Genomic DNA, 25,853 nt, shown 5'->3' on the forward strand with positions numbered 1-25,853 from the left:
GAGAACTGCTTACTGATTTCTTCTTCAAACAGTGACAAGTTATAGCGATAAGTTAAATAGCCTGTTACACCGAAGGTCAGCAATATGATGACGGATAGGCTCAGAATCAGTTTTACCCTGAAGCTGGCGGTTAATGCTTAGTAAAAGTCGACTCCATGATCTCATCTCATTAACCCCTATATCTTAGTATTGGCCAGTCCCTTGACGACATTATAGCAACAACATTCGTGTTCCTGCCATCCTTTTAGTCACAAAGGAAGAAATTGAAAAAAGTTTAGTTCATCGATCATGAACTAAACTTCTTGGTAAAGTGCTGTGTGCTACAGCTCTTCGAATTTATTTTCGGATTTATTTTCAATCGGCTGCAGGAGCTCATCATCGTTATTGTCACGCACCGTTTTTTGGAGAACAAAGGAAGACATCGTCAGGAACAAGGCCGTAACAGCGTAATAGCCTTTGACAGAAAGCAGCTGCTCTAGATTAATTATGCCGATAAACATACCCAGAAGCGCTAGAGCGAAAGAGCTCCATGCCAAGAAGGTGAAAGCCGCTGTATTGCGTTTGCGTGAACCGTAGCCATCCTCCAAATTATCACGAATGACCTTCTGTAAGACAAAAGCCGACATCGTGAGAAATAACGCGCAGACGGCGAAATAACCTTTGACACTCAGTGATTCTTCCAATGTATAAATCCCGATGAACATCGCCAGGAATGCCCCAATGAATGATGCCCATGCCATAAAAGTGAATGCTGTCGTATTCCGTCTCCGATTATCCATCATCTCAGAAAGCCCCCTGTGGTTGCTGCCGCAACGCTTTAGTGTCTTGCTCTTGTTACATAGTATATGAGATAGCTCTCCTCCCAGATAGTACTATTTGCCAATAGTACCCAATGCTTCATCTAAGACACGAATTACATCATTCTTGAGCAGAGTGCTTGTAAGGATTGATGCAAAGCAGGTTACGCCGCTCAAGACGTAGAAAGCATCCACTGGCTTATCCGGGTAATGTTGTACGTTGTACAACTTCCGCCTTCCCCCCTACCCCAACATATCAAAAATAACCCGTTCGAGTGTTGACTCAGCACGGGTTTTCTTCTGGTTTTTTCCCAGCAAAAATTCATTCACATATGGCTACACCAAAGGCATGATGCTCCCAGAAGACAGCCTGAATGTGCTTGGTTTCCTCTTTCTCACAGGCGACAAGCACAATAACTTCCGTCATTTTATCTCGGGATGGGAGAAGATTCGCTTTCTTCCTTTTTTTATGAGCAATATCAATTAAGACTCCAATGGTGAAACCCACAACAGCGCCAATAAAGCCCCAAAGAATGGCCCCTCCTTTTAAAATAAAGCCATAGGAAGAGCCAATTACAGTAAGCGCCGTTGCCAGGGCAGTCCCGGCATCAAATAAACTAACGCCATCGGAGCGATGGATCGTGTCGAACATCTTCGGTTTATTGGGTCTCCCCTGCAATGAAACCGCATAAATGTGTTCCTTTGGGATACCCGCCTCTTCAAGGGCCGTTATCGCCAGCTCCAAATAGATCGAATGTTCAAATGATGCGATTACATGCATGGTGTCACCCTCATTTTCGAAGCGAAGATTTAGGAAATGGAAATTGGGGATGCTGATAGTCCTCTTGCAGCATGCAAACCTGTTCGTGATCAAATAGCTTGTTATATTCTACCGTATTTACATAAGCATCATAGGCGGAAAAACCGTAAAGAGAGGGTAAAAATATAATCCAATGCATATTCACTACACGACCCGACTGCGTTAAATCCCACATGAGTAAATAGTGAATTCCTTCGAGCAAATGAGACCAATAGGAAAGCAAAATCCAGGTCCCCAGTATAAAAAAAGCATTGATTATCCGATGGGAGTAAAGCTGACCCATTCCCGGCATTAACAGAGACCAGACCATCGCTAACCATGGCGAGCGTTTATCTAGGTAGTTAATTTCCATACCAGCCATTTTGAAAGAATTAATCGGGGCATTCTCCCTTTTGGCCAAAATAAATTGATGATTCAAATCCACGGAAGTTCGATAGCTGTCGTAGATCGCAAATAAATAAACAGGTGCATAAAGTGACATCCACCGAATATTGAGCACCTCATTCGCTTGCTCGAATTGACCAGTGAAGGTGTATACGATCGCTTCGTTCAAATGCATCTGGGTATTAATGAACATTTCCCATCCAATGAGGATAAAGCCGCGAAAGTACTTAGATAGCAGTAAATGACCAAAGCCCGGAAAGGCTGCGGACCACCATACAATAATGAGTGGATTGCGTGAATGCAACTGGGTAATCCCTAATAAACCGACAAAAGCAATTTGACGGCGTGGCTTGGTTCTCATGTGCAGCATCCTTATGAATCAGTTTCCAATAATGCTATTATCTTCTTTCAAATGTAAGATATACATTTCGGATTTGACAATTGATTTTTAGTACCGTATAGTACTATTTATGAAAAAACAAAAGAAATTAACCAACCGTGATCTTGTGATTCAAGTGGCAACAGACTTGTTCTTGACGAAAGGCTATTTAGCAACCAGCATGGACGAAATCGTCGCAGTGAGCAAAGTATCCAAAACGAATATTTATTATTATTTCAAACGTAAAGAAGACCTGCTAGCAGCAATTCTTGAACAGCTTATACACACCTATAACGAGATGATCCAGAAGACCGTGTCACGTTCGGAAATAAGTGTGCAGGAGCGCTTCACCGCTCTCCTACAAGTGCTGACAGGACTTGAATGGACTTCATTAGGCGGGTGCCCGTTTCTCACTCTCTATACACAGATGCCGCAGGATGCAGACGTACTGCGGGATAAAGTGAGCGTTTTTTTTCGGGAACAAATGCTTACAGTGGAAGCCCTGCTCGTCGAGGGCGTTCGTAACAAGGAGTTTTCATCCACCCTCCCGACAAAAGCCACCGCTCAATTGATCGTTTCGACGATTGAAGGCGGGCTGTTCCTACAGCATGCAAACCAAGATCCAGCCATGTTGGATCAAACTCTTTCTACTTTAGCCATGTTGCTAAAGTAATTTTTTTAATCACAATTAGTACTGATGAGTACTAATTAACAATGAAGGGCAGGCAATTAAAATGACACATATTTTCATCACAGGCGGTACAGGGTTCATAGGAACACAAACATTAGAGCAGCTATCCCGTGAGGATCATACCGTTTCGGTGCTCGTTCGTTCCAAAGCTCGATGGGAGCAGATCCGCAAACAATTAGGTTGGCTCAGCCGTGATGGTCAGAGGGAAACTAGCGTGGGAAATGAGCGATTTTCCCCGGTTATAGGAGATTTAAGCTTACCCGGCCTTGGATTAAGCGCACCTGACATGGCGTCAGTGCTAACGGCAGATGTAATCATTCACGCGGGTGGACCGATGGATATTCGGATCGGGGAGTCCGAGGCCCGTGCGGTTTTCCTGCAAGCCGCCGAGGAATTGCTAAGTTTGGCTTCGCAAATTCAAACTCGCAAGGGTTTGCAGCATTTCATCCATCTTGTCGGCTTCAAAAGTCCCTTTACAGATGATAATTTCCACGATCCAGCACCTATCATCGCTAGTTTAGAGCAGGAATCTCCTTACGAGACCATGAAATTTCTAGCTGATTTGCGCATTCGCCAAGGAGCGAAGCAGCTCAGTTTTCCTCTATCTGTCATCCATCCAAGCATTGTCATTGGCAGTTCCGAGCACGGGGACACCCCGCAAACAGGCGGACTAGGTATTCTCGTACGAGCCACTGGGCGTAGGTTGATGAGCGTCGTACCCGGCGGTAAATCCCATTGGCTTCCACTTGTTCATGTTAATCACGCCGCCGAGTTCATTAGCGCTCTGGCGAAGGAATCGAATCCCGTTAGCCAAACTTACTACTTACTGGATGATAAGAAGCAAAGTCCCTCGATGACAGAGCTCGTGTCAGGCATAGCCAAGGAACTGCGTGTCCGTAAACCATGGGGAGCAATCTCACCTAAATGGTTATCAAAGGTTCTTGGGAGTCCGCTTGGACGGAAAATCGGAATCCCTAAGGAGTCCCTCGATTTTATCGTAAACGTCAATCAGGCTTATCCCCTAACTGCCGCACAAGACATGCAGCGGAAGTACGGATTGGAGCACGCGATAAACGCCTCGATTATGCCCTATACCATCTCGGATCTTGACTTTCGTCTCGTTCATTCCCACTCTCAGGCAGATGGCTATATACGGGGTAAAAGAGGGCCTTTGGCCACACTGGAACGACTGGGATCAGACAAGGGGAAGCCTCCGATCTTGTTCGTTCACGGCACTCTAAGCGGAGCTGATTGCTTGCTCCCGCTAGCTGAACAATTCCCTGAGTCTTCCGTCTGCCTGGTCGATCTCCCAGGCTTCGGTCGTTCGCCCTATCACCACGGTGCGGACGTGATAGAGGGGCATACCGAATCGCTTGTCCAGGCGATTCGGTCTTTCAAGACCCCGGTTACGCTCGTGGGGCACTCGCTGGGCGGACTGCTTGCCGCCCACGCCTATGCTCGCGTACCGGAACAGATCCACAGGCTGCATCTGCTGCAGCCTGTACTGCACAGCGCTGCGCGGAGGTTCCGCAGCGCGCGAATCAACGAAGCCGCGCTGCGCATGCTGCGCGCGGCTAACTTGCGGAAGCAGCTGCTCGCGCAAGGCTGCTTCACGGACATAAGTGACATATCGCCTGCGTATGTCACTTATGTCCTGGCCGAGCTGCAGTCGCCGCGTGTGCGGAAGACGACTGCGGAGACCCTCTCTGCGCTGACGCGCGCAGAGAGCTTCACACTGCAGCAGCAGGGTGTGCCGCTGCAGTGTGAGCCCTCGATCCTGTGGGGAACCCAGGATCGGGCGTACCACCTGCCGGAGCGCTTTCGCTCCGCGCGCACGACGGAGATAGCGACTGCTCACTACTTCCCTATCTCGCATCCGGCGCTGACCGCTCAGCTCCTGAGGCAGCAAGGTCTATAATCTTTAATCACAAGAACTCGATTCTTCCTACCGCAGCGCGGCATGGTTGTCAGGGTTCTTTGCTTTTCCAGTAGACATTTTCAAGTAGACATACACCCAATTCCTTTCCTTGGAATAAGGTAAAGAAAAAGTAGGCTCGGATGTAACGCCTTTGCTTACGAAGAAAGGGAGGAACCCCTATGCAAATTCACGTTATCCAGAAGGGACAGTCGTTATACCGCATTTCGCAAACGTACGGAGTGTCGGTGGATACAATCGCAGCAGCCAATGAGATGACCCCCAGCCAATCCCTGGTCATCGGACAGGCATTGGTCATTCCGATTGTTGGCTCGTACTACTGGGTACAGCCAGGTGAAGGGCTCTATCTGATTGCCCGAAAGCTCGGAATCGACCTGCAGACCCTCGCCTCTGTCAATAGACTAACCTTGTATCAATCTTTACCTGTAGGCTTTCGCCTCTATATTCCGCCAACGCCTCGTACGCAGGCAGAAGTGAATGCTTATATAGAGCCTCGCGGGACTGACGTATCGCCCGTTCTCATTCAATCCGCCAAGGAAGCCGCTCCTCATCTTACGTACTTAGCTCCATTCAGCTTCCGCATCAATCGGGATGGCACCCTTCAAGCCCCACCGCTGGACGATCTTCGTGGGATTGCCTCGCAGCATGGCGTCACCTTGATGATGGTTGTGACCAATCTGGAAAAGGACCAATTCAGCGCTGAGCTCGGGCATATCATCCTCACCAACGATACCGTTCAGAATCGTCTGCTTCAGACCATTAAAAGCACCGCCAAACAATATGGATTCCGCGATATCCATTTCGACATTGAGCATCTGTTCCCCGATGATCGCGACGCCTACACGCGCTTCCTTCGGAAAGCAGCCGCACAAATTCATCAAGAGGGCTACTTGATGTCTACGGCGCTCGCGCCGAAAACAAGCGCCGCTCAAACCGGCGCCTGGTACACTGCGCATGATTACAGAGCGCATGGCCAAATCGCCGATTTCGTCGTCATCATGACCTACGAGTGGGGCTACAGCGGCGGCCCCCCTATGGCTGTCTCCCCCATCGGCCCCGTGCGCAAAGTGCTAGAGTACGCCATAAGCGAGATGCCTGCTTCCAAAGTTATGATGGGCCAAAATCTGTACGGTTACGACTGGACGCTGCCCTTTGTCCCAGGGGGTGCTTATGCTAAGGCTGTTTCTCCGCAAGCGGCTATTGACCTGGCTCGCAAGCATAATGCGCAGATCCTATATGATTACACGGCGCAAGCCCCGCACTTCAACTATTGGGACGATGCTGGCAAGGAACACACCGTCTGGTTCGAGGACGCACGCTCCATTCAAGCGAAATTCCGTTTAATGAAAGAGCTCGGCTTACGCGGGATTAGTTACTGGAAGCTTGGTCTTAAATTTCCGCAAAACTGGCTGCTCCTTGAGGAAAATTTCAAAGTCGTGAAGCGATCTTAGCATCGGATTGAAGCGACGCACTCATAAAGAAAGGAGGATCCCTTGGTGGACCCTCCTTTTTGTAGTCTTCGCCTGCCTCCGTAAATAATAACAACTTGCTGCAACCTTTATTCGCAGCCCCCCGTCTAAGCTTAAGTAATTTTTACCAATTACATAGATTGAACTTATTTTTATCAGTTATCCTTATGATCATCCAAATGGGAAGGGCGTGACGCACAAACTTGCTGGTAAGTATGGAAGTAAAACTATTGGATGTATTTGGGTATTTATTGTGACATCTATTCATTTTAAACCCCTAGCTTCCGATAATAGTAGCGTTCCATAATTTACATTTTTAAATCGTAGAGGAACAACAATGGAGGGAACGAGAGAAATGAAGTCTAGACACAGTAAGTGGTTATCCATGGTATTTATCTTTATTCTAGCTACGCAATCCTTAGTAACAGGAACCGCTTTTGCAGCTGATGAGATTTCTAAACTCGTCCTAAATAAAAACGAGCTTGCCTTGCAAGTCGGAGATACAGCCAATCTGACGGCAACCGCCATTTTCGTAAGCGGCTCTACCGAGAATGCGACCGTCAAAACCGATTGGAATTCAGGTTCTACCGATGTTGCCTCCGTCTATGCGGGTGTGGTAACAGCCAAAAAAGAAGGCAAGGCCGTGATAACTGCCACGTATATGGGTAAGACCGTAATCGTGAACGTCGATGTTAGCAAAAAGGTGAAATCATTAACCAAAGATAAACAGTCCATGGCTCTTCGCCTTAATGCGACTGAGCAAGTTATGATTACAGCCTTTTACGATGACGGCACTTCCGAAGATGTAACGAGCAAGGCTGATTACACCGTCGATACGAGCTCAATTGTGACGGTAACGAATGGTTTAGTGAAGGGACAAAATCCCGGCAGTGCAACGATTACGATCAAATACATGAATCAATCCCTGACATTGCCAGTCGATGTTGAAGTTGTACGACGTATTGATGCTGTGAAATCCAGTATATCCTTACTGCTTAATGGAACGGAACCAATCGTACTGAACGCTACCTACCCAGATGGTACAAATGCTGACGTATCCGCTAAAGCAGTATGGACCACTGACAAACCGAACGTTGCTGATGTAATAAATGGATCAGTTAAAGGTTACGGTGTAGGTACAGCTAATTTAACTGCTACATACGGTACTAAGTCGACAACGGTTAAAGTTGATGTAGACAGTACTTTGAAACTCACATTAGATCAACCAAATGTCTTAATGAAGAAAAATGCAATGAAAGATCTGAAATTAGAAGCTACCTACATCGACAACGCTACACCGGTTGACTTTACAGATCGCGCCGAATGGGCTTCGAGTGATGAAGATATCGTCCAAGTCACCAAAGGTAAGCTAACTGCCATATCCATTGGTGAGGCGACGATTTATGCCAAATACGGTGATAAAGTAGTTACAGCTAACGTTGACGTTGAAGTTCCTCGTCGTTTAGTCGTTAGTACCGACCTACTCTCTATGCAAGTAGGTCAAGTGCTTCCCGCCCTTACTCTGACTGCTACTTATGCCGATGGTACAAGCGACAATACCATCGCAGATAGCGCGACTTGGAGCGTGGATAACGACGCCGTTGCATTTGTCAGTAAAGGTTTAGTTAAAGCTTATAAATCCGGTGAAGCCACGGTAACCGCTAAATACGGCGGCAAAACAACGACAACCAAAGTCGAAGTCGATATCCCTACGACCATCAAAGCAAATAAAAAAGCTGTTAATTTACAAAAAGGCGGGTCCGATAAAGTCACGTTGACCGCTTATTTCAAAGACAACAGAGAATTGGATGTCACATCCCTGGCAGAATGGACGACCAGTTCCAAAGATATCGCCGAAGTCCGCAACGGTGAAATCACAGGGATCTCTACCGGCACAGCAACGATTACAGGGAAATATGGTACACGCACAACCAGCATTCAAGTATCGGTTGGCGTACTGAAAAGTTTGACAGTCAGTCAAGAAAAGCTAGTGATGAAAAAAGGCGACTCTGTTACTTTGACAGCAGAAGCTATTTATACCGATGATACAAAAAATAGCAATGCAGCCGCAGATGTCATCTGGACAAGCAGTAATCTCAAAGTTGCCACGGTTGACGGAGGTAAAGTAAAAGCTATAGCTTCTGGAGAATCGACCCTCACTGCTCAACTAGATAGCAAGACAGTTACAATCTCGGTCACAGTGGATATGGCCAGTGATCTATCGGCGAATGTCGCCAATCTAGTTTTTGACATGAATGAAACAAGATCTATCGTGCTGACAGCAACAGATGCTAGCGGCGCAGCTCGCACTGTCACCAATGAGGCTGAGTGGAAATCAAGCAGCAGCTCGATCGCGCTAGTATCCAAGGGTGTTGTAACACCGGTTTCCCGAGGTAAAGCAACCATAACGGCAACTTATGGCGGTAAAAGTGTATCCATTCCGGTTGAAATCGGCGTGATTCAGACACTAGTCGCTGATAAAACTTTCATCGTCACCAAACGCGGTGATCAAGTTCAAGTGAAATTAACCGCTACTTTAGCGGATGGCACGACCAAAGATGTCACGGAAACAGCAACTTGGAAAGTCATGGCCTATAAGCTAGGAACCGTTACGGATGGGCTTTTCACAGCAACTGCTTCAGGTAAAACAACGATCACCGGGTCCTTCGGCGGTAAAATGGTCGCTATTCCCGTGGAAATCGATTCGTTGAAATATTTGAAAACCGACGTCGTCAAAATCGAGCTGCAAGAAGGCAAAACGGCTAAGATTGAGGCTTTGGCAACCTACACAGACGGGTCTGAAGAAGATGTAACCAAGCCTGCATTATGGACATCATCAAACATCATGATTGCTGATGTGAAGGATGGTATCATCCGAGCAACAGGTAAAGGGACTGCTAGAATTACGGTCACGTATTCCAACATGAGAACGACCGTACAAGTGACAGTTACGAAGTAATACCAATGAAACCGTTGTTCCCAATTTGGGGGACAGCGGTTTTTTTCAATTTTACAGAAAGCAGCATAAGTTCTTGCACATAGGGGAATATATCCATACCTACACTTACAGAACCCATTCAACAAATCTTGGAGGTATGGATCATGGTTTCTAGATTTATGAAGTTGGGGATAGTATCTTTTTTGTCAATCACAGCCCTCCTTGGGGCTCATCAGTATCGTATGCATTCTCATGACCAGCAAATGATTTCGCAAGCAGATAGTTGGGAAGCAGCCAAACAAGGCTCACCAACTTTCTTTGAAACGAATCCTTTCGGCATGCCTGGCGCGGATGCTCATTTACGTACAATGGACAACATGAACAGTCATGCAGCGGCATATGGACTTACACCGCCAACGTCGATGAAGGCTTTAACGGTCCATGCCCAGGCAGCAAGTGGAGCGAATGACGAAGCTCCGCCCTGGTGGAATTACTTCGGTCTGCTTGGTTTACTCGGACTGCTCGGACTCCGCAAACGTTCCCGGACTTAATGTGAAAATTTGAAGGTTGGTTAAAGAGGCCTTGTTCCCGGTTTAGGGGAAGGCTTTTTTCTGTTCCGTTAGATTGTTTGCGGACATTTGTTTATTACATAGACATTTGTTTTTGTTTGCATTAAACTAAAGGCAGTTCTTCGTTTGAAAGGAGCTTTTCATGGATCGTGAACAGCAAATTTTAGCACTCATACGTCAAAATCCATTCATTTCCCAAATTGAAATAGCCAGTATGATAGGTATTTCACGCTCTGCTGTTGCCGGCTATATCGCTGCGTTGACCAAGAAAGGGACGATCCGAGGCCGAGCCTATGTCACATCTGATGAACTTACAATCATGTGTATCGGCGGCGCGAACCTCGACAGCAAAGCGGTCAGCAAGCAGACCATTCGACTGGGCTCCTCGAATCCGGTCACGGTCACCGATTCCTGCGGCGGTGTTGCGCGCAATATCGCAGAAACACTAGCTGGTTTATCCTGCCGGACAGCACTCCTAACGGTTGTCGGTGACGATAAGGCTGGCCAGTGGGTGCTTGAAGAAACACGAAAACGCGGTGTCGACGTTAGCCAAACGATTGTCCTGCAGGGCGAGAGCACGGGAACCTACACGGCTGTGCTCGATACCACGGGCGAGATGTTTTTGGCTTTTGCCAACATGGAAATTTACGATAAATGTACCCCCCAGCTTTTGATGGACAAATGGTCCCATATTGCTGCTTCCCAGCTGGTTATTGCCGATACAAATTTGCCTGCAGGTACGCTCCAAGAATTAATTAAGCGCTGTAAGGACGAAGGCATCTCGCTATTCATAGATCCTGTCTCTTCCGAAAAAGCGAAAAAGCTCCCGCAGGAGCTTCATGGTGTTACAGCGATCTTCCCTAACCTTGAGGAAGCCTGTCAGCTTGCCGGTGCCTCGATAGAAATAATAGATCAAGATTACGACAAGCTGGCTAGAGCTATTCAGGCACGGGGCGTGAAACACGTATTCATTACACTCGGCAGCGCGGGTGTGATGTATGTTGGCGAAGAAGGCGAGCAGCTTTTCCCTCCTATTCCTACCAACGTCGTGGAAGTAACCGGAGCAGGCGATGCTCTCGTCGCTGGAATCGCTTATGGTGTGATGCATCAACATACCTATATGGACGCCTGCTCCTATGGTCTCGCTGCGGCACAGATTACGCTTCAAACCGATCAATCCGTAGCTAGTGAGCTAACCGAAGAACGACTGCAACAAACCATACAATCGATAACTAAAGGAGTCTGATCCCTATTATGAATACTTCCTACCTGACATTTACCGACGAAGTGAAAGATGCACTGGCGAACAATAAGCCAATCGTAGCCTTGGAGACAACGATTATTTCCCACGGGATGCCTTATCCGCAGAACATTGAAATGGCTAAAAAGGTTGAGCAAATCATCCGCGACAACGGCGCTGTTCCAGCAACGATTGGCATTATGGATGGCAAAATCAAAATCGGCTTAAACGAGCAGGAGTTAGAAGCTTTTGCGACAACGGCCAATGTAGAAAAAGTCAGCCGTCGTGACTTCCCTTACATCCTGTCATCCGGCAAAATCGGCGCAACGACCGTAGCGGCAACGATGATCGGCGCGGCGCTTGCTGGCATCGAAGTGTTCGCTACCGGCGGTATCGGCGGTGTTCACCGCGAAGGTGAAGTAACGATGGACGTCTCCGCCGACTTAACGGAGCTGGCACAAACGAACGTCGCCGTCGTCTGCGCAGGCGTGAAGTCGATCCTCGATATTGGCCGTACGCTCGAGTATTTGGAAACCCACGGCGTACCCGTGGTTGGTTTCAAAACGAGCGAGTTCCCGTCCTTCTACGCCCGCGAAAGCGGCTACGGCGTTGATTTCCGTCTCGATGAGGCAGCCGAGGTGGCGGCTATGCTGCGCACCAAGTGGGAGCTGGGCCTCGCCGGTGGCGCCATCATCGCCAATCCGGTCCCCGCGGAATCCGCGATGGACCATCTCGCGATCGAAGGCGTCATCCAGCAGGCGCTGGCTGAGGCCAAAGATCAAAACGTGACCGGCAAGAAGGTCACGCCTTTCCTGCTAGCGCGCATCAAACAGCTGACCGAAGGTCGCAGCTTGGAGACGAACATCGCGCTCGTTTACCACAACGCGCAAACGGCCGCGCAGGTTGCAGTTGCCCTTAAGAACAAGTAGTCGAGTCCATCTGACCTCGACTTCTCAAAAAAACGAGCCCCAGAAGTTCTGGCGGCTCGTTTTTTGAATGTCGCCATCTACTTGACAGGGGTAACTTCACCTATCCCCTGACGGTTCATTTAGGTTCGATAAATCTTTACGCTTACTCGTTTACCCATGTTGTCTTTTGAGCGAACGGCACCCGCGCTGCCTTCGGTGGTTCCATGTCTGGGTAGCCGATGTAGATGAATCCAACCAGTTCCTCTTTTCCCACTAGGCTGAACGCCTCCCGCATCTTCGGATGATAGGTAGGTGCACCCGTCCGCCATATCGTTCCTAGGCCTAATGCGTGAGCTGTTAGCAGCATATTTTGCACTGCGGCATGCGCGGCCGCATATTCCTCGATCTCCGGAACTATAGCCTTCACTGAAGGTGTTACGGCCACAGCAATAACAACAGGAGCGCGGAACGCTTTCTTCTCCTGAGCGCTTTTCAGCTTGGATAACTCCTCCTCAGAAAGCGTCGGATCCGCTTCCGCAAAGGCTACCTCACCGTAGCCTTTGCCCAACAATCTTCTGCCTTCACCGGTCATGACCCAGAACCTCCATGGCTCTGTATGACAATGGTTAGGCGCCCAAGTACCCGCTTCAAGGATTTCTTCGATAAGTGATTTGTCGACAGGATCCTGTTTAACCTTCCCGATACTGCGGCGATGGCGAATCGCTTCGTTTATATCCATGAATCCCATTCCTCTCCCTTTTGCTATTCTATCTCTATTGTTACACGACCCAAGCTCCCTCTGCAAACCTACATTCGCTAGCTTATTCATACTGATGTTGTACTTTGTACAACACTATGTAAGCTAATCCTTGCTTTCCACGCGATTGTTGAAAAAAATACAACAATTTCAGCCAACAGTAGCTCTAAAGCCTCTAAAACGGCTACATTGTTGTACAATATACAACAACCTGAGCTTTCCCAGAAGAAATTCAGGAAATTGTTGTACGCTGTACAACTTGCCTTCCTAATTCCCTCTTCCCCTCTCAAAAGCAGAAAACAAACAAAACCACCAGGAAAAATAGTCACTGGATCATGAGATTGTTTTCATTGGACACTGCATCGAACCAAGGATCTTCCAGCATGCCACACTTCTTAGCTTTAATTTCAATCAAACTCTCACTAGGCTGCACGAAAAAAAGGACTTCATCGAATTAACATTCGAGGAAGTCCTTTTCCACCTATATTTATAAGACTTATTTATCTTTTTTAGCGTGTGAACCATCGCAGTTACCTTCCGTGTTTTGTGTGTTACCACATGCGCATTTACCCATGTTCTCAGCCTCCTCACTTGTTTGTGGTGCTGAGGTAATTATATCCATTATACTTACAATTGTAAAGCGAATAAATAAAAGTTAGTGAATGAGTTTAATTATCATTCTCACTTAGCACTCTCCCACCGAGACTGCCAAGAATTTGACAATGACGTACTCCATCATGCAAGGTATAGTTATAGCAACATAACAAGCACGATAGATTGCTAGTTTCAAATTATATAATTAACCCTTGGAGGTACTATGAAATCCACTAAACTCACGATGATCGCGACGGCCGCAATGGCTTTCTCCTTATTTACTTCGGCTACACTTTCTCACACTGCTTCCGCTGCAGCCAAAACAAGTGCTGATTTTACAGATTTGGCCGGTAGTGATGCCGCGCTTAAAGCTAAGATTGATGCGATGATTGCAGCTGGTATTTTTGAAGGTGTCTCGGACAGCACATTTGGCATTACGCAAAATATGACCCGTGCTCAATTTGCTAAAGTAGCTACATTGATTTATAACATCACCGTTGATCCTACTGTTAAGGTGTCCAGTTTCTCAGATGTTAATGCCAATGATGCAGCAAATGGCTGGGCTATCCCTTATATTGAAGCAGCCAAAAAAGCAGGCCTCATAGACGGTGTTACAGATACTACTTTCGTTCCCGGCGATTCTGTAACGACAGCTCAGCTGGATACCGTACTGCTTAAAGGTTTAGGCAAAAAGATTTCCATGACAGGCTCACCTTGGTACGCAGATGCTGTGAAACAAGCAACCGAGCTTGGTATTCACCCTACTAATAAATCTGGCGACCAGTCTGCTAATCGCGCTGACCTTGTTTTAAGCTCCTACACAGCTCAGCAAGCTTTCGGGAACCAAACACGCATATCGATTACAAAAACGCAAGCCTCTTCTTCCGACAATAAGAAGGTTCAAGTTACTTTCAATAAAAAAGTGGATGCCAGCAAAGCAACACTCACTTTGAAAAATGGCACAACTGTCGTACCTACGACAACTGAATGGGCTAGTGATGGTCAATCAGTAACATTAACGACTACTATTGCGCTCGCAGCAGGCGATTACACGGTTACGCTCGGTGGACTCGATGCTTCTACTGTTCAAACTGCAACCGGGAGCTTTAGCGTTACAGCTCCTAGCACAGGGAACGTTTCGATTGTCGGCACCTACACATTAGCAAGTGTGCTCGATAGCGGTCTAACAGATGCAGCAACAGGATCAAACGGTCTCGTTGACAAAGCAAAAGCTGAAGACCCAACACAAAGTAAATTAGCTAAAGAAATTGAAATTAAGGTGACATCGGCAAGTGGAGATCCCATTGCTATCCCTGGGGTTGTTCAATCCGTTCATTCCTCTGATTCTAGCATTGCTAAAGTTGCTCTTACCTCAGACCATCATGCATACGTTCTTGGCAACAAGCCGGGAACTGCAGACATCAGTGTCCTTGTTCAAATTGGAAATGGCGACGCAAAGCAATTACACGTTACTGTCACGGTTAAAAGCGACGCGATCACTGCCAAGGAAATAAAAGCAGGACAAACTTCCATCGAGAAGACGGTAACAGGTGGCGTCTACTCCTTCGATGCTTTTACGGAAATGGATCTTTCCATCACAGATAACTACGGCATTAAGTACAAAAGTGCGGACATTAAAGGCTACAATTTCGCACTAGGCACCCTTTTCATCACGAATGATATTAAGGGGGATGCTGCAGGTACCGTAGCAGTTGACGCGGCCGGAAAAGTTACTGTGACTGGTAATGTGACTTCTTTCGAATTAACAGCAGTAACTTCAACAGGTGAAAAAGCAACAAGCTACGTGACGCTTAATCGATAGTAGAACCAAAGAAAGACCGTCAGGGATAGCACCCTGACGGTCTTTTTAAATTATGGCTTAAACGCCAGCAATGCTTCTCTAACCTCGGCCGCCGTGTCCATCTCCAAAATCCTTTCAACTAGCGCCTCGCAATCGCTGCGATTCAAATCCGTAATCACTTTCTTCACCTTGGAAAGCGATGAAGCCGCCATGCTCCATTCATGCAGACCTAAGCCGAGCAAAAGCGGTGCAGCAATCGGGTCACCGGCCATACTGCCGCACATGCCGGTCCATTTGCCTACATCGTCAGAAGCATCGATGACCATCTTGATCAGTCGAATGACGGCGGGGTGGAAATAATCGTATAAATAAGCTACCTTCTCATTCATACGATCGACAGCAACCGTGTACTGCACAAGATCGTTCGTCCCGATACTGAAGAAGTCCACTTCTTTAGCAAATCTGGAAGCAAGCAAGGCCGCTGACGGAATTTCAATCATAATCCCCAATTCTATTGAATCCGCATAAGGGATTCCTTCTTGGCTGAGCTGTTCGCGAGCCTGCTTATAGATTTCTTTCGCCTGACGCCATTCTTCCATGCCCGAAATCATCGGAAACATGATTTTCACATCACCGTGAACTCCTGCTCGCAAAACCGCACGAAGCTGGGTAATAAGCAGCTCCTTACGGTCCAGACAAAGTCGAATGGCTCGGTAGCCAAGAAAGGGATTCATCTCCTTCGGCAAATCCAGATAAGGAAGCTCCTTATCGCCGCCAATATCGAGTGTACGAATAACAACAGGACGTCCTTTCATTGCTTCTGTCACGGCCCGGTAAGCCTTATATTGGGTTTCCTCGTCTGGCATTTGAGATTGTCCCATAAATAAAAACTCTGTACGATACAGTCCTACCGCTTCAGCCCCTTGGTTCAGCAGGCTTGCCGATTCTTCCACTGTACCGATGTTTGCAGCCAATTCGACACGGAAGCCGTCCTTTGTGACAGCATTTCGTTCCACATACGCCAGCAGCTCAGCCTTCTCGGCTTCATCACGCTGTATGAGAACGTGGTAGGATTCTTTGGTTGGGGCCGATGGGTTTAAGATACAGTTTCCGGTCGAGCCATCAATAAGAAGCTCATCTCCATGCTGAATCTGATCAATCCCATCCCCTAATCCTAGGATCGCTGCGATTCCTAATGAATTGGCCAAAATAGCGGTGTGGGAAGTCTTTCCACCTATACGAGTGACAAAGCCGAGTACCAAATTTTTGTCCAATTGAACTGTATCGGAAGGTGTCAGATCATCAGCTACGAGAATAACAGGCTCCCCGATATCGGACAGTTGTGTTCCTTTGCGTTCACATAGCTGAGCGAACATCCTGTTTCCTACATCGCGGACATCTGCCGCGCGTTCCCGCATATATTCATTCTTCATACTTTCGAACAAAGCAGCAATCTGCGTGACCACTTGATGAATCGCGCTTTCCGCTGTCCTCTGCTCGCCCACGATTAATTTCTCCATGGGTGGATAAAAGGTTGGATCTTGCAGAAAGCTGATCTGCCCTTTCAGAATCACAGCCTTTTCTTCCCCAAGCGTACGCTGCGCCTTCTCAATCAGAACTTGCAGTTCAGCCTGGCAAGCAGATTTGGCTTCCCGAAGCCGTTCAACCTCGGCATCGACATCTTGGGTTTTCTTTTTCTCTACATCCGTTAGTCGCACTGGGGCGTACACGAATGCTCTGCCTGTGCGAATGCCGGCGGAAACCCCAAGCCCTTGCAGTACTCTCTCCGTCATCATAGTTCCTCCTATCCCTCAAGCTGCAATAGGCAGCTCTTATGCTTCTCCAAAGCCGCTTTCCACCAATTCAGCCAAAGCATCCAATGCCGCTTGTTCATCCGGTCCTTCTGTTGTCAGGGTAATGACCGAACCCTTCTCCAACCCAAGCGTCATAAGACCTAGAATACTTTTCCCGTCTATGATCGTGATATCAGGTTCACTCTTATATTCAAGCTTTACAGTTGATTGAAATGATCCCGCTTTTTCCGTAAACAGTTGGGCAGGGCGAATATGAAAGCCGGAATCGTTCCGGATTGTAAGTTCTTTCGTAATCATGTTTTTTGTTCTCCTCTTAAATGGTTTCTAAAATCGTTATTAATTGCTGCGCTTCAGTCACTTTCAACAAGCTTTCACGGAACTCCTCGTTAATCAGCTTACGGGAGAGCGCGATCAGAATTTGGAGATGCTCATTGCCTGCGGCCGCCTCCGGCACAGCGATCATGAAGACGATCCTAACAGGCTGGTCATCCAGCGATTTCCAATCAAGAGGCCCAGTCAACTTGGCAAAAGCAACACCCGGCTTGCTGACTCCGTTCGACTTCCCGTGAGGAATAGCGACCCCAAAGCCTATACCTGTCGAACCGGTCTCTTCCCGTTTCAAAACCGCCTCCAGGTATGCTGCTTTATCCGTAATACAGCCAGCGGCTGCAAGTCCGTCGATCATGGATTTCATACATTCTTCTTTGCTTGCTGCTTCCAATGGAATTAAAATGCTTTGCTCATTCAGCAATTCTTTAATATTCATATGGGTATCCTCCTAAATGTAAAGGGGAAAAGATGTTCAGTCCCCCTGTGCTCGGTTAATTGGTGTAAAATTTTAGTCTCTTACAGGCTTCTTCAATATATTCAGCATGATGGCTGTAACAAGCGTTCCTGCTACGATAGCTAGAGCATACATAGCCAGTTGGCCGACGGCATTCGGGATCGGCAGGACGAAGATCCCTCCATGAGGAGCGCGCAACGTAGCGCCGAACAGCATGGATAAAGCGCCTGTTAAAGCAGAGCCAACCATGATCGAAGGGATCACGCGGAACGGATCGCCTGCGGCAAACGGAATGGCACCTTCCGTGATAAATGAAATTCCCAGAACAGAAGCCGCTTTACCGGCATCTCGCTCTTCCTTCGTAAATTTCTTCGGAGCCAGTATTGTTGCCAACCACAAACCAAGCGGAGGTGTCATACCAGCAGCCATCACTGCTGCCATCGGACCGTATACACTGCTGGCCAACAAACCCACCGCGAACGTATATGCCGCTTTATTCACAGGGCCGCCCATATCGAAGGCCATCATCGCTCCCAGCAGAAGACCTAGCAATACGGCATTCGTGGATCCGAGCGATTTGAGCCATACCGTCAAACCATCCATAATTGCTTTTACGGGTTCGCCAATGACATATATCATTAAAAGTCCAGTAATTCCAGTAGCCAATAAAGGAATGATTAGAATAGGTTTCAAGCCTTCAAAATTCTTAGGCATCTTGATATAATCTTTCAACAGCTTCGCGACATAACCCGCGAGAAATCCGGCAATGATTCCGCCAAGGAAACCTGCTCCCATTTTTGATGCGAGCATCCCACCAACAAGACCTGGCGCCAAGCCCGGCTTTTCCGCAATGGAGAAGGCGATGAATCCCGCCAAGATCGGTACCATTAGCGCAAAAGCTGCTCCGCCGCCAATGTCCATTAAAGCTGCGGCAAATGTACCCTGTTCTTTAAATGCCTCAATTCCGAAAATGAAAGAGAGTGCAATGAGCAATCCGCCAGCAACAACCAAAGGAAGCATGTTTGAAACACCAGTCATCAAATGCTTATACGCGCCTGTTCGTGAAGCGCTTCGCTGAGATTTCGACTGCTCTACTTGCTTTAGATAATCATCCGCAGAAGCCGCTTCTTTGTTCAACGCTTCATCGAGAAGGCCTGCTGGATTTTTGATTGCCTGCGCCACAGGGACTTTAACAACCGGCTTACCAATAAAACGGGATTCTAACACATCCGTATCCGCAGCTACGATAATGGCATGAGCTTCGGCAATCTCCTGCTCGGTAAACTCATTCTCTACGCCGACAGCTCCTCTGGTTTCTACTTTAATCGTAATACCCTTTTCTCTAGCAGCTTTTGCTAAGGATTCAGCAGCCATGTACGTATGTGCAACACCGGTTGGACAAGCAGTAACAGCAAGAATCTTTTTCATAGACGCCCCCGCCTTCAATTCGAATTTATTGTTTTTGGTATAGACCATATGTTCACACTGCCTAGTTTTTGTTCCACTTCAGCAAGTGTACAAACCTGTGTTCCTGGTTTCAAAGCCGTAACAGTTCCTGCCGTTGAGCTCCACCTCGCGGCTTCTTCCAGCGACATGCCATGCAGCATGCAATAAATGAGCGCGGCTACCATAGAGTCCCCTGCCCCCACTGTACTTAGCGGATTAATTGGAGCAGGCTTAGCGCGAATCGCCTCCGTCTCCGTTACAAGAATCGATCCCTCTCCACCTAAAGAAACGGCCACGTAAGCAATTCCTTTAACGATTAATCTTCTTGCCGCATCGATAATCTCTTCATCCGTCCGGAAGGACTCTCCGAAGAACGACTCCAGCTCATGAATATTCGGCTTGATCGCGTAGGGAACAGCCTCAATACCATGGACGAAAGGCTCGCCATCGGCATCCAATACGGTCCGAACACCTGCCTCATTCGCAATCTGAATAAGTGTCTTATAGAAATCACTCGGTATTCCCTTTGGCAAGCTCCCCCCCAGGGCAACCAACGAAACATGACGAACCTCGGTTCTGAAATGATCAAGAAATTGACTTAAAACGTCATCATCTACAGTGAATCCTGGCTCATTCAACTCCGTTGTTTCCCTGGTTTGTTCCACATACAACTTCAGGTTCGTTCTCGTTTCACCCTTCGCTTGAACAAACCAATTCGGAATACCTAGACTCGAAAGTGTATCCGTTAGCACATTCCCCTGGCGCCCTGCACACAAGCCCCAAGCCGCCACCTCAAGGGAAAAATTCTTCAGTACTTTGGCAACATTGATACCCTTTCCTCCAGCATCCATTCGCCATTCTTTAATTCTGTTCAATCCGCCAAGAACAAAATCTTCCACCGTTACTGTCTTGTCCAAGGCTGGATTCAATGTAATCGTCAAGACAGGCTTCATGACTTCCTCCCACCCGTCTGTACGACGGTAACGGTAACCCCAGCCGTATCAAGCTCTTTCAGCGCGTTGTCCGATATACCGTCATCCGTCAACAGTTGGTCAATCTCGGACAATGCCGCAACCTTAGCAAAAGATACTCTACCGTATTTGCTGTGGTCCATGAGTAAAATCACTTGCTTGGTTGAACGGAAAAAAGCCCGTTTGGTCGAAGCCTCCAACATATTCGGCGTTGTCAATCCAATGACAGGGTCTAGACCATTGATAGCCACGAAGGCTTTATCGACATGTACGGATTCCAGCGCTTTCTCAGCTAACGGACCTACCATCGCCAACGTTTCATGACGTAAGGTGCCGCCCGTAAGAATCAAATCGATTCCTGTGTTGGCAGATAATTCTTGAGCTACCGCAACGGAATTGGTTACTACTGTAAGCTTTTTGAATGTTTTCAATTCCTTAGCCAAATAATAAGTTGTAGTTCCCGAATCGAGTATGATGGAATCGCCTTCTCGAACCATAGAAGCGGCTTCTTTGGCTATCAGCTCCTTTTGTAAACGATAGCGATCTTCTTTTTCCACAAACGTAGGCTCTGAATTGTCACTGACAAAAGCTACAGCTCCTCCATGCGTACGGCGAAGCTTGCCTTCTTCCTCAAGGATCTTCAGATCTCTGCGGACCGTTGATTCAGACACCTGATAATGCTGAGCCAGCTCTTGAACGGACGCACGCTCTTTTACTTGAACATAATCGGCGATCTTCTGCTGACGTTCTTCCTCAAACAGCATCACGACCCCCCCCTATTCCACTTCATAGATTTGCGCATATACGGTCATGCGTTTGATCGTTTGATCTCATTTATGATTATATGTGATCGATATTTATTTGTAAAGCGCTTTCCAGAGGTAATATCTTTCATACTAGTCATATTTGATCACAACATAATAAGCTGTCGAGCATGAAAAACCCACCCTCTAAGGGGTGGGCTTTAGAAGCTTTTATGATGAGGTCACTTTCGCTTTTCTCCGAGTTCGGGCTGAAAACGTCCAATTCACGAAAAAAATACCGATCAGGATGAGTGATCCCCCTACATATACGAACCATTCTATGACTTCTCCAAGCAGCAGCCATCCTGATACAACCCCGAAGAACGGGGCGAGGAATAAGAAGGCGCTCGTTTTACCAGGATCCCCTTGTTTCAATAAGAAGAACCATGAAGCGAATTGCACGATAGAGGCCATGATTGCAAGCCATAATAGAATCAACACGGCAGATACTCCTAGGATTAGCTTCGGAGTTTCCATGGTCAGACTCATAACAAGGAGAAGGAGACCGCCGAACAGCATTTGGTAAGAGGTAAGGACCCACACATCGAAACTGGCTCCCCATTTCTTAACGAGCAGTGTGGAGATAGCCCACGAAACCGCAGATCCCATCCCAAGCAGCGTACCCGTTTGCAACTGCATGTGAACACCTAGCGTGATAAACACGCCAGCACAGCCGATCATGACTCCAATCCATTGGGAAATTCGGTATTTTGCGCCTAGAAACAGCGTTCCCAGCACGATGACGAGCAGTGGATTGGTGAAAGTCAAAATCGATGACTCCCCAGCGGTAATCGTGCGTAAGCTTAGAAAAATGCAGCCCATGACGCCAGCTGTTTGAAACAGCCCCACGCTCATGATTTTGCCCCAGTCTCGAAGATCACCTGGACGCGGCCTTTTTCTCACAAACAGAGCCATAATTAGTCCCGCAAGCGTAAAGCGACAGCCAACCAACAGAAGAGGTGAGAAATACGTCAAACCCATTTTACCGATTGCAAAGGAAGATCCCATCAGTGATGTTGTGACAACAACTATTAATCCAAATAAATAGCGATTCATATTACCCTCCCATTGGCCACATATACGTTCAGGATCTGTTGTCTTCGCACTCAAATTTCGTTTATTATCGAAGTATGACTGTAATACTAATCGTTGTATATATCGATTATAAACTGAAATGATTTCGTTCTGTATCGAAGTATGATTGTATGAAGCGGAGGCTGATATGGATGTGTACAAATCCAAATATTGTGGAAGTGGCTTCACTGATAGGCGAACCATCACGTATCACGATTCTGCTGAATCTTCTCGGCGGCAAGTCGCTGCCCGCAAGCGAACTCGCGCGATTCGCGCGCATTACGCCTCAGACAGCAAGTTCCCACCTATCGAAGATGGTGGAAGGCGGTCTGCTCGTCCATGAGTCGTATGGACGGCACAAGTACTACCGGCTGGCAAGCGCCGAGGTGGCCTACGCCCTGGAGGCGCTGCAAACGATCGCCTCCCCGAAGCCGATTCGCTCACTCCGCGAATCGGATCAACTAAGGGCGCTTCGATATGCGCGCACCTGCTATGATCACATAGCCGGCCAGATTGGCGTAGCCCTAACGGACCGGCTTCTTGAGTTAGGCCTGCTGCAGGAGGCAGGCAAGGATTTCATCCTCAGCCCAGCGGGTAAGCAGCGGCTGGAGCGATTCGGCGTCGAGGTCGAGGAAGACCGCAAACGCAGGCGCCATTATGCGCGGCAATGCCTCGACTGGAGCGAGCGCCGCCATCATATCTCGGGTACGCTTGGCGCTGCGCTCACACGCCGGCTGTTCGAACTTCACTGGATTGAACGGCTGCCCGATAGTCGGGCTGTGCGCATCACCCCTGAAGGTCTGTTAGGACTTCGCGATGAATTCGGTGTCGTGCTGTGACTCCTGACGAATACATAAATTTCAGGAACCACACCAACCACCAGCCACATATATTGGTGTAGCCTATTTCTGGCAAAAAACTCTAAGGAGATCATCCATGAATTATCCTCCTACCTATTACACATCTCCCTATTCACCCTATGATCGTTACCCTATTCCTGCTGCTTACTATCCTGTTTACTGGGCTTGGCATCGTGATTTTCCTCCTGTCGATACGAAAATACTCTCACATTCGCTTGCATCCTCTCAAAAACTTCTTAGAGACGCCTCTCTCTTACTCCAAAAGCTAGCTGACCCAACTATAGCCCGCCAATTGATGACCAATGCCCAGAGCGGCAATCAGAAAGAAGTGGATCGGATCGTCCACACTTTCGGCACTGAGTCCATCATCTTGACCAGTTATTCACCTAGCTCTGTTCGTTTCACCATCGATCCTCGTGTCACGGAGAAACCGTGCTGTGAAATTGTATTGTCGCTTAAATGGGGCGAATGACAAAACTAAGAGCAATCTAAACCAACTTATTCGTTGGCTTGGATTGCTCTGCATAGTTCTTATCGGACGTCCGCTGCATTTAAGAATGGCCATACCTTCCCCAGCCAACCAGCTAGAATGACTAGCATAGTCCAATAAAAGATATAGTAAACATCTAACATCGAATAGGAAGATACGTAATAATAAGTTCGTTTTTTTTGCGCTGAAAAACGTTTCGCTTCCATTGCCACAGCCGTCCGGTGAGCGCGGCGAATACTCTGAGCAAGCAGCGGAATGGCATACATCCGCAGCGTCGTATACCAACCGGTGATGGGATTACGCTTCTTCTTCCCCCGCACCTTCAGCGCATAGCGAAGAGTTTGGAACTCTTCGAGCATGAGCGGCAGCATGCGCATCGCAGCGAGGAAGCTGTAGGCGTATTTCGGCGCGACTCTCCACTGCTGCATCATGGCATAGAACAGCGCAACCGGCCGTGTGGTCAAGCTGAACAGCAGCCCGACCGCGGCAACCTGAAGGCCTCGAAAGCCCAGATGGATGCCGCGATAGAAGCTTTCTTCGGTGATTCGGATGAAGCCCAGCTGGTACCACAGCGTTTCTCCGCTGCCGAACATCATCATCCCCGTGGAAGAGGATAGGAAGATAAGCAGGAACGGTGAAGCATACAACAGCAGGCGCTTCATTGGATGGCCTGAGAACAAGAATAGCGGCACCAGTGCGCCCAAGGTCAAATACATCATGGCATTCAGATTATGCGTGAACACGACAACAATAAACAGAAGGATGGACAGGATAAGCTTCACACCCGGATTCACCCGGTGCAGCCAGGTTTCACGATACGTGAATGTTATTTGCATAGCAGCGGAGCTCCTTCCGGAGCATGTGCGGCGGAGGCCGGCAGCTTCCCAGCTGGCCATTCCTCCACATATCCTGCTTCAACCTGCCAAACGCGAGTGGCGCAGCGTTTCACAATCTCCGGATCGTGCGTAACCATCACGATCACAGTTCCGCTCGCTCGCAGCCGCTCCAGCTGCTGCAAGATATGCAGCGTACCGCGCGCATCGAGCCCGAAGGTGGGCTCATCCAGCAGCAGAATGCGGGGGCCGCGCACCATCGCGGATGCCACGCTTAAGCGTCGCTTCTGGCCCATCGACAACTGAAAGGGATGCCTCTTGCGCAGCGCGAGCAGGTCGTATTCCCTAAGCAGCAGTTCTATAGCCGCCCACTGCACCTCCTGCCCCTGCTCCGCCTCCGGCAAGGAGTAGGCAAGCTCTTCCTCCACCGAATTCGTGACGAATTGGAATTCGGGGTTCTGGAACACAAAGCCGACTTGCTCCGCAAGCTGCTCGACTTTGCTGCCCTTAACCCCCTCGATCCAGCAGCTGCCGTGGGTCGGAATGAGCCGCATGATCGCTAGCAGCAGCGAACTTTTGCCAGCGCCGTTGGCACCGACAACGGTAATCCAGTCGCCCGGATAGACGCTCAAGTTATCCACAGAGGTCTTGATCTGCCCTCCGCGTAACCCTACAAAATCGCGAAGGGTCATGACCGGCACCGCAGTCTGAATGACGGAGGCCTTTTTGTCCTCAGTTTTGTTCCCAGACGTTAGCTCCATCCCATTATCGTCCCAAACACCAGGGTACCAGATCCCATAGTCGATCATTTGCTGTTTGTAAGCTTCGAATACCTCTTGAGGCGAGCCATCCGCAAGCAGTCCTCCATCTGGTGACATGACGATCAAGCGGTCGATGAATCCTAGGATGCCGCTTATTTTATGCTCCACGATAACCAGTGTTTTCTCAGCACTAATCCTTCGAATCGTTTCCCATACCTGCTCAGTACCTTCTTCATCCAGAAGCGCCGTAGGCTCGTCAAGGAACAGCACTTCCGGCTCTAGTGCGAGCACACTCGCAATAGCCAGCCGCTGTTTCATCCCTTGCGACAGATTCCCAATCAGGGTATGGGTATCTCTAAGTTGAAGTCCCACCAACTCCAGATAATACGCGATACGAGCAGGCATCTCCTCACGAGGGACTTGTAAATTTTCCAAGACGAAAGCAATTTCCTCATCCACATAAGGCATGCAGAACTGCGTCTCCGGATCTTGAAAGACATAGCCAGAGCTGCTTGGAGTTTGAATGTCATCTGCTTTGAGCGGAATCTCTACAATATCAGGCACAATACCGCTTAGCACTTGAAGCAGGGTTGATTTACCGCAGCCGCTCGGCCCTAGAAGCAGTACCTTCTCTCCAAGCTCAATCGAAAAGGAAACCCCCTGAAATAACAGGGGGGCGTCTTCTCCAGGATATTTTAACCTTAAATTCGTAACGCTCATTCCTTCGCTCATCA

Annotated in this window: 24 protein-coding genes and 1 pseudogene; 10 read left to right on the plus strand and 15 right to left on the minus strand. The window is 48.2% G+C overall.

Annotated elements, in window-relative coordinates; all coding sequences use genetic code 11:
- Positions 1-320: 320 nt before the first annotated feature.
- The 5 genes and pseudogenes from QFZ80_RS31895 to QFZ80_RS31915 form a co-directional block, all read right to left on the minus strand.
- Positions 321-587 (minus strand): YiaA/YiaB family inner membrane protein, encoded by a 267-nt coding sequence (locus QFZ80_RS31895; protein WP_307564289.1) that lies wholly within the window; start codon positions 585-587, stop codon positions 321-323.
- Positions 579-779, minus strand: a pseudogene (locus QFZ80_RS31900) (YiaA/YiaB family inner membrane protein); the annotation flags it as partial. The gene QFZ80_RS31895 and the pseudogene QFZ80_RS31900, both read right to left, overlap by 9 nt.
- A gap of 93 nt (positions 780-872) precedes the next feature.
- Positions 873-1,025: a hypothetical protein gene (locus QFZ80_RS31905; RefSeq protein ID WP_307562750.1), complete on the minus strand. Its 153-nt coding sequence runs from the start codon at positions 1,023-1,025 to the stop codon at positions 873-875.
- 94 nt (positions 1,026-1,119) lie between these two features.
- A complete protein-coding gene (locus tag QFZ80_RS31910; RefSeq protein WP_307562752.1) occupies positions 1,120-1,578 on the minus strand; it encodes a hypothetical protein in 459 nt (152 codons plus the stop codon).
- 10 nt (positions 1,579-1,588) lie between these two features.
- Positions 1,589-2,362, minus strand: coding sequence for a hypothetical protein (locus tag QFZ80_RS31915; protein ID WP_307551493.1), 774 nt, complete (start codon positions 2,360-2,362; stop codon positions 1,589-1,591).
- 109 nt (positions 2,363-2,471) lie between these two features.
- On the opposite strand from QFZ80_RS31915, the gene QFZ80_RS31920 reads away from it, so the two are divergent.
- From QFZ80_RS31920 to QFZ80_RS31950, 7 genes are all read left to right on the plus strand, one after another.
- Positions 2,472-3,053 carry a TetR/AcrR family transcriptional regulator gene (locus QFZ80_RS31920; protein WP_307551491.1) on the plus strand — a complete coding sequence of 194 codons (582 nt, stop codon included), beginning with the start codon at positions 2,472-2,474 and terminating at the stop codon, positions 3,051-3,053.
- Positions 3,054-3,114: 61 nt separating this feature from the next.
- A complete protein-coding gene (locus QFZ80_RS31925; protein WP_307551489.1) occupies positions 3,115-4,989 on the plus strand; it encodes an alpha/beta fold hydrolase in 1,875 nt (624 codons plus the stop codon).
- A 179-nt stretch (positions 4,990-5,168) separates the two neighbouring features.
- On the plus strand, positions 5,169-6,458 hold the full coding sequence (locus QFZ80_RS31930; RefSeq protein ID WP_307551487.1) for a glycoside hydrolase family 18 protein: 1,290 nt from the start codon (positions 5,169-5,171) through the stop codon (positions 6,456-6,458).
- 373 nt (positions 6,459-6,831) lie between these two features.
- Positions 6,832-9,435 carry an Ig-like domain-containing protein gene (locus QFZ80_RS31935; protein ID WP_307562754.1) on the plus strand — a complete coding sequence of 868 codons (2,604 nt, stop codon included), beginning with the start codon at positions 6,832-6,834 and terminating at the stop codon, positions 9,433-9,435.
- Positions 9,436-9,578: 143 nt separating this feature from the next.
- The gene (locus tag QFZ80_RS31940) at positions 9,579-9,965 is read left to right on the plus strand and encodes a hypothetical protein (protein WP_307551483.1); all 387 of its coding nucleotides are present in this window, start codon (positions 9,579-9,581) and stop codon (positions 9,963-9,965) included.
- A gap of 160 nt (positions 9,966-10,125) precedes the next feature.
- Positions 10,126-11,229, plus strand: coding sequence for a carbohydrate kinase (locus QFZ80_RS31945; RefSeq protein WP_307562756.1), 1,104 nt, complete (start codon positions 10,126-10,128; stop codon positions 11,227-11,229).
- An 8-nt stretch (positions 11,230-11,237) separates the two neighbouring features.
- Positions 11,238-12,152: a pseudouridine-5'-phosphate glycosidase gene (locus QFZ80_RS31950; protein WP_307551480.1), complete on the plus strand. Its 915-nt coding sequence runs from the start codon at positions 11,238-11,240 to the stop codon at positions 12,150-12,152.
- 142 nt (positions 12,153-12,294) lie between these two features.
- Here QFZ80_RS31950 and QFZ80_RS31955 read toward each other — a convergent pair whose 3' ends face one another.
- The gene (locus QFZ80_RS31955; protein ID WP_307562758.1) at positions 12,295-12,870 is read right to left on the minus strand and encodes a nitroreductase family protein; all 576 of its coding nucleotides are present in this window, start codon (positions 12,868-12,870) and stop codon (positions 12,295-12,297) included.
- Between the two features lie 835 nt (positions 12,871-13,705).
- On the opposite strand from QFZ80_RS31955, the gene QFZ80_RS31960 reads away from it, so the two are divergent.
- On the plus strand, positions 13,706-15,304 hold the full coding sequence (locus QFZ80_RS31960) for an S-layer homology domain-containing protein (RefSeq protein ID WP_307562760.1): 1,599 nt from the start codon (positions 13,706-13,708) through the stop codon (positions 15,302-15,304).
- A gap of 50 nt (positions 15,305-15,354) precedes the next feature.
- Here QFZ80_RS31960 and ptsP read toward each other — a convergent pair whose 3' ends face one another.
- The 7 genes from ptsP to QFZ80_RS31995 form a co-directional block, all read right to left on the minus strand.
- Positions 15,355-17,076: a phosphoenolpyruvate--protein phosphotransferase gene (gene ptsP / locus QFZ80_RS31965; RefSeq protein ID WP_307564291.1), complete on the minus strand. Its 1,722-nt coding sequence runs from the start codon at positions 17,074-17,076 to the stop codon at positions 15,355-15,357.
- Between the two features lie 39 nt (positions 17,077-17,115).
- On the minus strand, positions 17,116-17,394 hold the full coding sequence (locus QFZ80_RS31970) for an HPr family phosphocarrier protein (protein ID WP_307551475.1): 279 nt from the start codon (positions 17,392-17,394) through the stop codon (positions 17,116-17,118).
- 16 nt (positions 17,395-17,410) lie between these two features.
- On the minus strand, positions 17,411-17,863 hold the full coding sequence (locus QFZ80_RS31975) for a PTS sugar transporter subunit IIA (RefSeq protein ID WP_307562763.1): 453 nt from the start codon (positions 17,861-17,863) through the stop codon (positions 17,411-17,413).
- Positions 17,864-17,935: 72 nt separating this feature from the next.
- Entirely contained in the window at positions 17,936-19,309 is a 1,374-nt protein-coding gene (locus tag QFZ80_RS31980) for a PTS fructose transporter subunit IIC (protein ID WP_307562765.1), read from the minus strand.
- A gap of 14 nt (positions 19,310-19,323) precedes the next feature.
- Positions 19,324-20,280: a 1-phosphofructokinase gene (gene pfkB / locus QFZ80_RS31985; protein WP_307562767.1), complete on the minus strand. Its 957-nt coding sequence runs from the start codon at positions 20,278-20,280 to the stop codon at positions 19,324-19,326.
- Positions 20,277-21,062 carry a DeoR/GlpR family DNA-binding transcription regulator gene (locus QFZ80_RS31990; protein WP_307551468.1) on the minus strand — a complete coding sequence of 262 codons (786 nt, stop codon included), beginning with the start codon at positions 21,060-21,062 and terminating at the stop codon, positions 20,277-20,279. The genes pfkB and QFZ80_RS31990 overlap by 4 nt, the downstream gene beginning before the upstream one ends.
- Before the next feature lie 210 nt (positions 21,063-21,272).
- Positions 21,273-22,157 carry a DMT family transporter gene (locus tag QFZ80_RS31995; protein ID WP_307562769.1) on the minus strand — a complete coding sequence of 295 codons (885 nt, stop codon included), beginning with the start codon at positions 22,155-22,157 and terminating at the stop codon, positions 21,273-21,275.
- 170 nt (positions 22,158-22,327) lie between these two features.
- Between QFZ80_RS31995 and QFZ80_RS32000 the strand changes: the two genes are divergently transcribed.
- Together QFZ80_RS32000 and QFZ80_RS32005 are read left to right on the plus strand one after the other, a co-directional pair.
- Positions 22,328-23,014, plus strand: a complete 687-nt coding sequence (locus QFZ80_RS32000; protein ID WP_307551464.1) for an ArsR/SmtB family transcription factor — start codon at positions 22,328-22,330, stop codon at positions 23,012-23,014.
- 97 nt (positions 23,015-23,111) lie between these two features.
- A complete protein-coding gene (locus QFZ80_RS32005; RefSeq protein WP_307551462.1) occupies positions 23,112-23,507 on the plus strand; it encodes a YuzC family spore coat inner layer protein in 396 nt (131 codons plus the stop codon).
- A gap of 59 nt (positions 23,508-23,566) precedes the next feature.
- Here the strand turns inward: QFZ80_RS32005 and QFZ80_RS32010 are convergent, their stop codons facing one another.
- Both QFZ80_RS32010 and QFZ80_RS32015 read right to left on the minus strand, forming a co-directional pair.
- Positions 23,567-24,361 (minus strand): energy-coupling factor transporter transmembrane component T family protein, encoded by a 795-nt coding sequence (locus tag QFZ80_RS32010; protein ID WP_307551460.1) that lies wholly within the window; start codon positions 24,359-24,361, stop codon positions 23,567-23,569.
- Complete coding sequence (locus QFZ80_RS32015) at positions 24,352-25,851, minus strand: ABC transporter ATP-binding protein (RefSeq protein WP_307551458.1); 1,500 nt, start codon at positions 25,849-25,851, stop codon at positions 24,352-24,354. The genes QFZ80_RS32010 and QFZ80_RS32015 overlap by 10 nt, the downstream gene beginning before the upstream one ends.
- Positions 25,852-25,853: the final 2 nt, after the last annotated feature.

This window comes from Paenibacillus sp. V4I7 (assembly GCF_030817275.1).
GTDB lineage: Bacteria > Bacillota > Bacilli > Paenibacillales > NBRC-103111 > Paenibacillus_E.